Genomic DNA, 12,463 nt, shown 5'->3' on the forward strand with positions numbered 1-12,463 from the left:
CCCATGGCCCAGGCCGTGGCGCGTCCTCCGTCGGGGACTTTCGCCGCGGTCCAGCCCTCGGCCGCCCCCGCTGAACCCGCGCCCGGGCCCGTGGACGCGGAGTCGGAGGCCCGCCGCGCCGAGCGTCAGGCCCGGCTCGCGCGCCACCCGTACATGGCGCGCACGCACAAGCTCACGGAGCTCGTCGCCCGGGGCAGGGCGGCCACCGCGCGCGGGGACTTCGAGCGGGCCTACCAGGACTTCAACCACGTGCTGGGCCTGGATCCGAAGAACCGCGAGGTCGCCGCGCTGCTCGTGGACGCGCGCCGCAAGCACGACCTGCACCGCGCGCAGGCGGAGGTGGAGCGGGGCCAGCAGATGGAGATGGGCGGGGACTTCGCCGGGGCGCACGCGGCCTACAAGCTGGCCGTGTCGCTCAACGGGGACAACCCGGAGGCGGCCTTCCAGGCTGCTCGTGTGGGCCGCGAGCTGGCGCATGACGTCAACGAGGTGCGGGCGCTCGCGCAGCGCGCGGTGGAATTGAAACCGGGCCGCGCGGATTACCACCTGCTGCTGGCCCACCTGCTGCTGGCGGCGGGGCAGAAGAAGCAGTCCAAGCATCACTACGAGGAGGTCGTGCGCCTGGATCCGGACAACGCGGAGGCCCGTGCGGCCCTCAAGAAGTTGCGTTGGACGTTCACGTGAGGTGCATGCGTCCCCATGGCTGAGTCCGGACCGCTGATTGGCATCGACCTGGGCACGACGAACAGCCTCGTCGCGACCGTGCAGGACGGCCAGCCGCTCATCATCAAGAACCGCACCGGCGCGCCCCTCACCCCGTCCGTGGTGGCGGTGTCGAAGAACGGCAAGCGGCTGGTGGGCGGCATCGCCAAGCGGCAGGCCATCACCAACCCGCAGGAGACGGTGTCCGCGGCCAAGCGCCTCATCGGCCGCAAGTTCTCCTCGCACCCCGTCCAGGACGCGATGCGCGCCCTGACGTACCAGGTGGTGTGCGGCGCCCACGACGACGTGCGCATCCGGCTGGCGGGCCGCGACCTGGCCGTGCCGGAGGTCAGCGCGATGATATTGGCCGAACTGAAGGCGGACGCGGAGGCGCACTTCGGCCGGCCCGTCACCCAGGCGGTCATCACCGTGCCGGCCTACTTCAACGACGGCCAGCGGCAGGCCACCAAGGACGCGGGCCGCATCGCTGGGCTGGAGGTGCTGCGCATCATCAACGAGCCCACCGCGGCCGCCCTGGCGTACGGCTTCGGGCGCACGGTGAACGGGAAGATCGCCGTGTTGGACCTGGGCGGCGGCACCTTCGACGTGTCGGTGCTGGAGATCAACAACGGCATCTTCGACGTGGTGGCGACAGGCGGCGACACCTTCCTGGGCGGCGAGGACTGGGACCACCGCATCATCGAGTGGATGGTGTTCGGCTTCGCCAAGGAACACGGCATCGACCTGCGCAAGGACCGCATGGCGCTGCAGCGGCTGAAGGACGCCGCGGAGAAGGCCAAGGTGGAGCTGTCGTCGGTGAAGGAGACGCAGGTGCACCTGCCCTTCATCTGCACGCCGCCGGGCGGAGGCGCCGCGCTGCACCTGCAGGCCACGCTCACCCGCGAGAAGCTGGAGGACCTGACGGCGGACCTGGGCGAGCGCCTGGTGGGCATCACCTCCGAGGTGCTGGGGGAGGCGAAGGTGCGCCCCTCGGAGCTCAAGGAGGTCATCCTGGTGGGCGGCATGTCGCGCATGCCCCGCATCGTGGAGCAGGTGCGCCAGTACTTCCGCCGCGAGCCCTGCAAGGGCGTGCACGCCGAGGAGGTGGTGGCCCTGGGCGCCGCCATCCAGGCGCACGCGCTGGTGGCGCAGGAGAGCGAACTGCTGCTGCTGGACGTCACGCCGCAGAGCATGGGCGTGGCCATCGCGGGCGGCTACGTGCGCCGGCTGATTCCGCGCAACACCACCGTGCCCACGTCCGCGACGGAGGTGTTCGCCACGTCCAAGGACTTCCAGCGCACGGTGAAGATCATGGTGCTCCAGGGCGAGCACGAACTGGCGCACCACAACGAGCTCTTGGGCGAGTTCCTCCTCACCGGCCTGCGCGAGGCGCCGCGCGGCCAGGTGGAGATCGAGGTGACGTTCGACATCAACGCGGAGGGCATCGTGTCCGTCTCCGCGAGGGACCGCGACACGGGCCTGCGCCAGTCCATCACCGTCACCGCGTCCAGCGGCCTCACGGAGGACGAGCTGCGCCGCATCATGGAGGAACAGCGCGACTGGCTCGTCACCGCGCGCGCGTCGGAGGAGCTGAAGACCCGGCGCGTGGAGCTGGACATCCTGGCCCGCGACCTGGTGGACGCGCTCTCCCGCGTGCGGCTGCTGCCCGGTGCCGGAGGGCTGTCGCCCGACGTCGTGGCCCGCGCGGAGCAGGCCCTGGACCACGCGCGGCAGGTGCGCGGAGGCGAGGACGTGGGCGCGCTCACGCGGGCCTGCGAGGCGCTCTCCCAGAGCCTGCCGCAGTTGCGCGCGGCCAGCCCGCGCGGGACGCCGGGACGGTAGCCGCGCATGCCCGGCCTTCACGCTCCGCGAGGGAGTCCCCCATGAACACGCTCCGGGCCAGGCAACTGGTCGAAGCCGGGTTGCTGTTGCGACTGAGTGGCGACATTCCGGGCGCGGAGAAGCTCTTCGTCCGGGCGCTGGAGCTGGATCCCGCAAACGCGCGCGCGCGCCAGCTGCTGACCCCGGGGGGCGGCTCCACCGCGCCGGTGAACATCGCCGCGCCCGACATGGAGGGGGACTGGGGCGCCTGGGCGGATGCGTCCAGCCCCGGCCCCGCGGAGCCGCTGCCCGAGTCCGTGAACCTGCCGGAGGGGACGGGGACGCCGGGCGACGCGTTGGACCTCATCGCGGAGGCGCACCGCACGCAGGAGTTCGGCCTCCCGGAGAGCTACGCCGGGATGGGGCCGCTTCCCCAGGGCTCGGAGGTGGAGTGCCTGCTGAAGGGGGCGGAGGACCTCCTGACGCTGGACGACCACTCCGGCGCGGTGGACCTGCTGCGCCGGGCCCAGTCGCTGGCGCCGGAGGATCCGCGCGTGGAGGCCCTGCGCGACCGCAGCGAGCGCATCCTGGTGGCCATGCTGGAGGCCCGCCTGGGGGACCTGGACCGGATGCCCCGCGTGCGGTTGCAGCCGGATGACATCATCTGGCTCAACCTGGATCACCGCGCCGGCTTCGTGCTCGCGCAGATTGACGGCGCGGTGAGCTTCGACGACCTCTTCGCGCTGTCGGGGATGTCGCGGCTGGACACCGCGCGCATCCTGGCGCAGCTGCTGGACGAGGGCATCATCGCCCCCGGCGGATCGCCCGTCTCTACGCGGGGCGGATGACGGCCGTCCACACGCCGCGCACCACCGGCTCGCCGCGAGCGTTGAGCGTCTCCGTGCTGACGACGAGGAAGTCCATCCCGGCCTTGCGGTAGAGCTCCCGGATGTGGCCCGTGGTGGTGAGCACGTCCCCGGGGCGCATCACGCCCAGCAGCTCCAGCTCCTGCTCCCCGTGCACCAGGCGCACGCGGTCCACGCCCAGCTCCGGATCCGCGATGGCGGCGCTGAAGGGGCGGATGGCGAACACCACCGCGAAGCTGGGGAAGGCGATGACGTCGCCGTAGGGCCCCGCCTTCGCCACGTCGTCCGCGTAGAGCAGGGGACTGACGTGCGCGGGCGGCTCTCCGAAGGTGCCCGCGGAGGGGACGGAGCCGCCCAGGATGAGGGAGAACTCGCGCAGCTTCTCCCGGCCGATTTCGTAGGTGAAGGGGCCGTACGCGCGGCCGACGAACTTCGGGTCCAGGGGCATGGCTATCCGAGCGAGGTTTCGACGACGGCGCCCCGGAGGACGGGCTCGCCGCGTTGGTTGGTGGCGGTGACTTCCGTGCTCAGCCGGCCCTCCGCGATGGCGGTGACGCGGCCCTGGAAGGTGACGGTGTCCTCCGGCAGCACCGGCCGGGAGAAGCGCACCCGGACGCGGCGCACGAGGCCCGGGTCCCCCACGAAGACGGCAACGGCCTCCACGGCCCAGCCCAGCGTGCAGAGGCCCTGGAGGATGACGCCGTCGAAGCCGGCGAGCCTGCCCACCTCCGGGTCGATGTGGATGGGGTTGTAGTCCCCGGAAGCGCCCGCGTAATACACCGGCCGCAGCCGGTCGCACTGGCGGACGTGCGTGAAGGTGTCTCCCACCTGGAACGTGCGTGCCATGAGGCGGGCAAGCCTACCGCCCCCCGTGCACGGGTGTCCGGTGGAAAGAAGAGAGGGGCGGCTCCCGTGTCGGGAACCGCCCCTCATTTACTTCAGGGCTTCAGTGCGACCGAAGCCTGGGTGCCTTACGCCGACTTGCGACGGCGCAGCATGCCCATGGCCGCGAACAGCGCCATCAGCGGAGCCATCCCGCCCACGGAGCCGCCGGCGGACGAGCAGCCGCCGCCCTCTTCCTCGAACTTCGGCACGTTGACCTTCACCTCGGCGGTGCTGGTGGCACCGGCCGCGTCCGTCACCGTCACGGTGAAGGAGTAGGTCTCCGCGGTCTTCTTCTTCGCCGGCGTGAAGCTGGCTTCAGCCGCGTTGGCACCCGTCAGGCTCACGGAGGAGCCGCCGGTCTGCGCCCACGCGTACGTCAGCGTCTCGTGGTCCGGGTCGGTGGACGTCGAGGCGTCCACCTTCACCAGCTCACCGCCACGGACGCCGGAGATGACCCGGGCCTTGGCGACCGGCGCCTGGTTCACCTGCTTCACCGTCACGGTGTAGACGAACGGACCGGCCGTCGCGCCGTCCGCGTCCGTCACCACCAGGCTGAAGGCCACGGCCGTGTCGGCCTGGACCTGCGGCGCGGTGAACTTCAGCACGGCCGCGTTGGTCCCCGTGGCGGTCACCGAGGGGCCACCGACCTGGGTCCAGGCGTAGGTGAGCGCGTCACCGTCCGGATCCGTGATGCTGGAGGCGTCCAGCTCCACGTTGCTGCCCTCGTCCGCGCTCACCGCGGCCGGAGCCTCACCCACCGGGTGACGGTTCAGCTTGCGCACCGTGACGTTGACCAGGTCCGTGGTGGACTGGCCCCCGGAGGTCACCGTGAACTGGAAGGTCAGCTCGGTGGCGGTGTTGACGTCCGGCGCCGTGAAGCTCGCCGAGGCCGTGTCGGCCCCCGTCAGCGTGACGGACGGGCCCACGGTCTGCTCCCAGAGGTACGTCACCGCCGTGCCATCCGCGTCCGAGCCGGAGCCCGCCAGCGTCACGCTGGAGCGGGCGTCCGCCTCGAAGTCCGCGCCGGCGTTGGCCACCGGGGCGCGGTCCACGTTCTTCACCGTCACGGCGACGGCCTTCGTCGACACCGCCGCGCTGCCGTCCTTCACGGTGACCGTGAAGGTGAGCTGCGTGTCCGTCGTCACCTCGGGGGCCGTGAACGTGGCCTTGGAGGTGGCGGCACCGCTCAGCGTCACCTTGGGCGTGCTGCCCGTCTGCGTCCAGGCGAACGTCAGGTTGCGGTCCACGCGGTCCGCGTCGGTGGAGCCGGAGGCATCCAGCGCCACCCCGGGGGTGCCCTCGTCCACCGTCGCGGGCGCGGTGGCCGCGGCGACCGGCGGCTGGTTCACGTTGATGATCTCGATCTCCACCGTCTTCGGCACGCTCGTCTTGCCGGCCGCGTCGGTGACGACGAGCTGGAAGGCGAGGGTGTCGCTGTAGTCCACGTCCGCGAGGAAGCTGGGGGCCGCGGTGTCCGCGCCCGTCAGCGTCACCGGCGTGGCGCCGCCCGTCTGCGTCCAGGCGTAGGTGAGGGCGTCACCCGCGGCGGCGTCCGGATCAATGCTGCCCGTGCCGTTCAGGACGATGTTCGTGCGCGTGTAGACGCCACCGACGCGGGTGGCCTCGGCGACCGCCGCCAGGCCCACGCGGGACGGTCCCGCGTTGGCGATAGGACGGAGGTTGCAGGCGCCCGCTTCGGCCGACTGCGCCCTCTGCGTCGGGAACACGGGCGTGGCGCCCGTGAACGTCACGTCATCCACGTCCAGGCCGTACGCGCCCACCCCGAGGTCCGCGCCAACGCGGAAGCGGAAGCGGACGTTCTTGAGGCCCAGGTCCGGGAAGAACGTGCCGAAGTCGATGCTCGCGGACGTGAACGCCGGGAAGCCCGCGCTGGTCAGACCCATGGCCGGGCGACCTTCGATGGGGTTCAGGCCACCCGTGGGGATGAGGTGCGTGTAGCCCGGATCCGCGTCCACCACCGGGTACAGATCCCAGGGGTCGATCCAGTCGATGCCGTCGACCGTGAACTCCAGCACCGCGCCGTCGTAGGCCTGGGCCGGGGAGGAGGAGTAGTCCTGCTCGAAGGAGTGGCGGTAGTTGTAGCTGATGGTGAAGGCTTCCGCTTCGGCCACCGTCATCCAGGGGCTGGTGAGGGTGATCTCCGTCGCCACCGCCGGGTTGATGCCGTGCACGTAGCGGTTGGTATCCGGGCCGGCGATGTTGAAGTCACCGGAGGCCGACAGGTTGTCCGACAGCGTCCAGGCCGACAGGCCGGACTCGAAGGACTCCGCGGCGCTGACGGACGGCACGTCGTCGTAGTTGACGCGAGCATCGAAGTTCACCGTCTTCGACTCGTCGGGGATTGACGGGGCGTCGAAGTCGATCTTCAGGCCCGCGCGGGCGTTTTCGTCGGACACCGCGATGAGGTTCACCGGCAGGGAGACCGTGGCCTCCGCGCCGCGCGACAGCGCGGGCACGGCGAGCTGGTTGCCGTTCGGGAAGGCCAGGGTGGCCGTGGTGCTGGCGGTGCTGACCGTGCCGCTGAAGGCGCTCAGTTCGCCACCGCCCACGTTGCGCACGGTGATCTTGAGCGACCCCTGCTCGCCGACGTCGAGGACGCCGTCCTGGTCGCAGCCCGCCACGGTGTCATCCAGCTTGATGCTGGTGATCTCGATGTTGCCACCGGAGGCGAAGCTCTCCACCACGCCGATGTGGTCGGAGGAGTTGCGGTCCGGCGCCTTGGCGCCATGGCCGGCGCCGCGCTTGGCGAACGCCTCCACGAAGAGCTTGTAGTCCTCCGCATCCGACGCCGCGGCCACGGCCCACAGCGCGTCACGCGCCTCGATGAAGGTGGGAGCGTTGGGCGTCGCCTTGTAGGCGGCGACCAGGTACCGCTTCATGCGGTCCTGGGCCTCCTGGAACTGGTGCTCGTTCAGGAGGGCGGCGTAGCACTCCCACAGCATGGACGCCCACACCTCACCGCTGTTGTGGACCTCGCTGTTGGACGCGCCCGTCGCCGCACCCGCGACCTGGTCGGCCGGCAGCGGGGTGTAGTTCTGGATGTGCTTGAACGTCAGGCCGTTCTTCGTGATGTCCGTCGAATAGGGGATGCGACGGATGCCGAAGTAGTAGCCGTTGTTCTTGCCACCGCTGGAGGTGTAGCCGGCGGCGCTGTAGACGCCCTGGAACTTGTCGTTCTTGTAGTCGGTGCCGTGACTGACGAGCTTGTCGCTCTCACGCACCTGCATGAGCTGCGCGGTGAAGTCGCCCCAGCCCTCGCCCATCGAGCGGCCCTGGTTGTTGATGAGACCCGCGGCGTTACCGACGAGGCGGTTGCTGATGTAGTGGCCCCACTCGTGGGCGATGATGCCGTTGTCGAGCGTACCGTCGCGATCCAGGGCCGCCACGCGGCGCATCTTGGCGGTGACGGTCTCGGTGGCCAGCGCCGCCTTCCACTCGGTGGCGGCGGCCTGCGTGATGGACTGCGCGGGGATGGTCACGGCGGCGTTCGTGCCGCCCAGGCCCGGAGCCTCGCCCGAAGCGTTGTTGCCGATGACCGTCGCGATGGCGCCGGCGTTCTGGGCGTTCAGCGTCTTGGCGGCGAAGTCGCAGCCGCCGCGGTCGATGAGGGCGATCTTCCCCGCGAAGGTGTCCGCCGGGAAGGCCGCGCAGCCGTTGGTGGTGGCCGCGACGACGTCACCCGTCACGTCGAACACCTGCTTGCCGAACGACGCCGCACCGGAGTCGTAGATGCCCGCGAGCGCCGCCGGCGCCGTCACGCTGAGCTCCGGCGTGCCGTTGAACACGTACATCTGCATGCGCGGCGACGCACCGTCGGCCGGCGTGCTCATGTTCGCGTTGTTGCGGCTGAGGTAGTCCTGGCCCTGCGCCTGGATGGGGTCGCCATCCACGCCGCCACGGCCGTAGTTGAACGCCTGGGCGTTGCCGGAGGCCTCGTCGAAGCCGGCGTCGTAGAACCAGTCGTGAAGGAAGTTGTTCACGTAGAACAGGTTCACCACCGCCGCCTTGATCTGCGTGGCGTTGGCGTTGGGCGCCAGGGACTGGTCGAAGACGTGGCCGAAGGTGTTCTCCGCCGTCGTCTCCGCGCGCAGGTCCGCGCTGCCGGGCGTGAAGCCGTCCGGCGCCGCGAGGTCCGCGTACGCGTCCACGTTGTTACCGGTGGTCTGCGACGCGTTCGCCGGCAACCACGGGTCGTTCTGGCTGTACGGCGAGTTCGCGATGGTGATGTCGTTCTGCGGGCGGTTCAGGGGGATCTGGAAGCCGTCGCGCAGGCCCGTGGGGTGCGGGGTCGCGGCGTTGCCCTGGGGACCGTCCTCCGGGATGAACGGAGAGGCCTGGTCCGCCCAGACCTTGTAGGTGAAGGGCGTGCCCGCCGCGTCCACCGTCAGGTCGTTGCGGAAGAGCACTTTGCCGGTGGTCGCCGACACCACGTAGGAGAAGTACTGACTGGAGCGCGCCGACTTCGGGCCGGCGTTGACCTCCACGTACCAGGCGGGCTCGAGCGTGTCGGCCAGCGTGTAGAACACCTGACGGGCGCGGGCCGGGATGGCCAAGTCCTGCGACAGCGAGGACTTCGCGGCCGGGGCCAGCTCGAAGAAGGTGTACTCGCCCTTCGTGCCGGTGTTGACGAACGAGGAGGCCTGCGTGCCGGAGCCCGTCAGGTCCTTGAACGCGCCGGACAGCGCGTCCGCGGCGCCCAGGCGGAACGACGCCGCGCTGCGGGCCTTCAGGCGCGCGTTGAGCGTCAGGTCGGACGGGGCCAGGTAGCCGCTGACGGCCACCAGGCGCAGGTCCTGGCCCATGATGACCTTGATCTCATTGCGGAAGACGGGGATGCCGGCCACCGTCTGGTGGAACGTGGCGATGATCGCCCCGGTGCCCGTGTTGTGCACCGCGCGCAGCGTGGCGCCGGAGACGTCATCCCGCGACAGGCGGTAGCTGTCCGCCACCGTCTGCAGGTGCGCGCGCGCCGCGCTCTCCGCCGTCATGCCATTGCGGATGACCGACTTGGACTGCACGCCATCCTGAGCCGCCCACGCGAACGTGGGCACGCCGAGCCGCTGCTCGGTCTGCTCGATGCGAAGCCCGCGCGACACGGCCGTGGCGGGGGCCACGGCCAGCTGGCGCGACTCCTTCTGCTCCAGGAACGCGTCGAAGTTCGACCGCTCCTTGGCCCACGCGCTGGAGCCCGCCATGGGCACCAGCAGCAGGCTGGTCAAAAGCTTTTCCCTGAGACGCATGCGCCTTCCTTCTTGGGGGTGATGAACTGCCGTACGAGAGGGGACTGCGGGAGACGACGACGGTGGAGCGGAGCGCGCCGGGGCGGCGGGCCCCCTACGGCTGATGGACCGTGGGTGGACAGCCCAATAGGGAACGCATCCCAACGTCCAAGGTCGCATGGATGCGACAGCCGGACGCGATGCGAGAAGTCAGGGCGGAGAGGGCGTGCGCGGAGGGCGCGATGCGCTCCTCGGAGGCGGACAGGCGGAACGCCACACCCACGGGCGGGGTGGCTGATGCGAATTCCGTGTCAACGATTCCTGGCAAAAGCTGCTCTCCAACTCACTGTTCCGAACGCGGTTGTCTTCACCGGATCGGATTCAAGTGGGAGCGCATGGTAACCAGGACACTGGATCGTTGAAAAGAGGGGGGGCTCACATCCTTGCGTTAGCAACCCAGTAACAATTGCCAGTCTGGAATAAGCCGCGCCAGAGGGGGAAACACCCCCTGCGGGCGGGCAGGCGGAGACACGGATGCGACGGCGCGCCGCCCCTTGCTTCCCGCGTGCATCCCTGCTCAGCGGCGCGTGCGAGGCGCGGGGCTGCTGTCCTCGACGGAGGGAAGGGGGGCGTGGTCGAGCGGATCCTCCACCTCCGCGCCCTCGCGCCGCTGCTTGTATTGATCCCTGACGTAGGCGACGAGCTGATCCAGATACGTGGACAGCGGCGGGCACCGCACGCCGGTGCCGTCGAGCAGCTCCAGCGTGTTGTGGCAGTTGTAGATGGCCAGGTGGTTCACGTAGCTGATGGCCGCGCGCTGGGGCCGGGCCAGCTTCTCCAAGAGGGGCAGCCGCAGCATCACGTCCGCGGCGCGCGCGGACAGGTTGAAGCGCGGCAGCTTCTTGTGGGACTTCTCCGCGATGAGCTCGTACACGCGCCGCGCGCTCATGGGGTTGGGGTCCACCAGGTGGAAGGTGCGGCCCTTCGCGCGCTCATCCCGCGACAGCCGCCACACCGCCTCCACCACGAAGTCCACCGGCACGACGTTGAGGGGCGCGACGCCGTTGCCCGGCAGGGGCAGCGGCACCACCAGCGGCGACGTGACGAGCAGGATGCCCAGGTAGTAGGGGCCCTCGAAGCGATCGATTTCGCCCGTGCGCGAGTCGCCCACCACGCTGGACGGCCGGAAGATGGTGACGGGGAGGGTGGCCGAGGCGCGCTGCACCAGCCGCTCCGCCTGGAACTTCGTCTCCTCGTAGGCGTTGCGGAAGGACTGGCCCCGGTCCAGCTCGTCCTCGGCGATGACGCCCACCCGGTCGCCGGACACGTAGCAGGTGGAGAAGTGGCTGAAGCGCGACAGGTTCTCGCAGTCGCGCGCCAGCTCCAGCAGGTTGCGGGTGCCGTCCACGTTCACCCGCCACGCGGTCTCCTTGGGCACGCCCAGCTGGGACACCGCGGCCAGGTGGAAGATGTCCGTCACCCGCTCGCACAGGCGCTGGTACTCCTCGCCGGACAGGCCCAGGTGCATGTCCACCGCGTCGCCGGTGAGCAGCTCCACCTTCGCGCCCTGCACCTTCGCCGCCAGGGCCTGCGCTTCCTTGAAGGCCTTGGGCTGCACCAGCGCGTAGATGTGACCCTTCGGGTCCTCGCGCGCGATGTGCTCCACCAGCCGCTTGCCGATGAAGCCCGGGTAGCCGGTGATGAAGTAGGTGCCTGCGGGACTCTTCCTGGGCGTGGCGCTCATTCGCGGCGCAGCATACCCGCCCGGTGTCAGCCGTGGGCGAGCATCGCCCGCCACACCGCTTCCACCTGGGGACGGGTGGACTCCGGGGCGCCACTGTTGTCGATGACCCACGTGGCGTGCGCGCGCTTGTCGTCCAGGGACAGTTGCGCGGACAGCCGCGCCTCCGCCGCCTGCGCGTCCAGCCCGTCGCGCGCCATCAGCCGCGCCTTCTGCACGTCCCGGGGCACCCACACCACGGCCACGCCCTCCATGGCCGCGTGCAGGCCCGTCTCGATGAGCAGCGGGACGTCATACACGGCGTGGGTGATGCCCTCCGCCTCCAGCGCCTGGAGCTTCGTCAGGAACGCGGCGCGCACCTGGGGGTGCACGATGGCGTTGAGGGCGGCGCGTTCAGCGGGGTCCGCGAAGATGTGGGTCCCCAGCTTCACCCGGTCCAGGCGGCCGTCGGGGCCCACCACGCCGGGGAAGCGCTCGGAGATGCGCTGGAGGCCCGGCGTGCCGGGCTCCACCACCTCCCGGGCGATGACGTCCGCGTCCAGCACGCGCGCGCCCAATTCGCGCAGCATCCGGCTCACCGTGCTCTTGCCGGAGGCGATACCGCCCGTGAGTCCGAAGACGTGCACGGGTTACTTCGCGGCCTTGGGCGTGGTGAAGACGAAGGACTGCACCGTCTTGCCGTCCTCATTGAAGAAGATGGCCACGCCCAGCTTCACGTAGAGGAAATAGGTGCGGAAGTCGTCCGTCAGCTTGCGCAGGTAGCAGGGCGTGGCGGGCGCCGCGCCGCCGGGGCACGCGGGGCCGTAGCTGTTCTCGATGGTGTCCTTCTCGATGACGGGCGCGGGGAACACGTCGATGCGCTCCACCAACTGCGTGGCCGGGTCCACCTTGAACTGGGCCTGGGTGGTGCCCTTGATGGCCTCCTTGGCGAAGTAGGCCAGGATCTCCTTTCCGTCCTGGGACATGGTCCGGGACGGTTCGCCGAACTTCTTCACGATGTCCTCCTTCTTGGAGGACCCGGGTTCAATGCCCTGCCACGGCTTGGCGGAAGCAGGCAGGGAGACGGCGATGGCAGCGACGGCGACAAGGACGACAATGACGGGGGTCCGCATCTCGACTCCTCCCTAGCGGATCAGGCAGGCGCGCCTCAAGGTCCGTTCCCTTTGAAGCACGCGCGTGTCCACCCGCTATTCAATCACGAATGAGAC

At 70.1% G+C, this 12,463-nt stretch carries 9 protein-coding genes; 3 read left to right on the forward strand and 6 right to left on the reverse strand.

Annotated features, from left to right (window positions below; all coding sequences use genetic code 11):
• The 3 genes from D7X74_RS04770 to D7X74_RS04780 form a co-directional block, all read left to right on the forward strand.
• Window positions 1-684 (forward strand): lipopolysaccharide assembly protein LapB (locus tag D7X74_RS04770; RefSeq protein ID WP_370450710.1); only part of this gene is annotated, 684 nt, incomplete at its 5' end.
• A gap of 15 nt (window positions 685-699) precedes the next feature.
• Entirely contained in the window at window positions 700-2,544 is a 1,845-nt protein-coding gene (dnaK, locus tag D7X74_RS04775; protein ID WP_120531722.1) for a molecular chaperone DnaK, read from the forward strand.
• Between the two features lie 41 nt (window positions 2,545-2,585).
• Window positions 2,586-3,371, forward strand: a complete 786-nt coding sequence (locus tag D7X74_RS04780; RefSeq protein WP_120531723.1) for a hypothetical protein — start codon at window positions 2,586-2,588, stop codon at window positions 3,369-3,371.
• Here the strand turns inward: D7X74_RS04780 and D7X74_RS04785 are convergent.
• The 6 genes from D7X74_RS04785 to D7X74_RS04810 form a co-directional block, all read right to left on the reverse strand.
• The gene (locus D7X74_RS04785; RefSeq protein WP_120531724.1) at window positions 3,355-3,837 is read right to left on the reverse strand and encodes a MaoC family dehydratase N-terminal domain-containing protein; all 483 of its coding nucleotides are present in this window, start codon (window positions 3,835-3,837) and stop codon (window positions 3,355-3,357) included. The two genes, D7X74_RS04780 and D7X74_RS04785, sit on opposite strands and share 17 nt — an antisense overlap.
• 2 nt (window positions 3,838-3,839) lie before the next feature.
• Window positions 3,840-4,235 (reverse strand): MaoC/PaaZ C-terminal domain-containing protein, encoded by a 396-nt coding sequence (locus D7X74_RS04790; RefSeq protein ID WP_120531725.1) that lies wholly within the window; start codon window positions 4,233-4,235, stop codon window positions 3,840-3,842.
• A gap of 125 nt (window positions 4,236-4,360) precedes the next feature.
• The gene (locus D7X74_RS04795; RefSeq protein ID WP_147446473.1) at window positions 4,361-9,535 is read right to left on the reverse strand and encodes a myxosortase-dependent M36 family metallopeptidase; all 5,175 of its coding nucleotides are present in this window, start codon (window positions 9,533-9,535) and stop codon (window positions 4,361-4,363) included.
• Window positions 9,536-10,091: 556 nt separating this feature from the next.
• Window positions 10,092-11,258 carry an SDR family oxidoreductase gene (locus D7X74_RS04800; protein ID WP_199732917.1) on the reverse strand — a complete coding sequence of 389 codons (1,167 nt, stop codon included), beginning with the start codon at window positions 11,256-11,258 and terminating at the stop codon, window positions 10,092-10,094.
• 26 nt (window positions 11,259-11,284) lie between these two features.
• Window positions 11,285-11,881, reverse strand: a complete 597-nt coding sequence (gene coaE / locus D7X74_RS04805) for a dephospho-CoA kinase (protein WP_120531728.1) — start codon at window positions 11,879-11,881, stop codon at window positions 11,285-11,287.
• A gap of 3 nt (window positions 11,882-11,884) precedes the next feature.
• Complete coding sequence (locus D7X74_RS04810; protein ID WP_120531729.1) at window positions 11,885-12,367, reverse strand: hypothetical protein; 483 nt, start codon at window positions 12,365-12,367, stop codon at window positions 11,885-11,887.
• Between the last annotated feature and the right edge of the window lie 96 nt (window positions 12,368-12,463).

It is taken from the genome of Corallococcus sp. CA047B, from assembly GCF_003612065.1.
Classification (GTDB): domain Bacteria; phylum Myxococcota; class Myxococcia; order Myxococcales; family Myxococcaceae; genus Corallococcus; species Corallococcus praedator.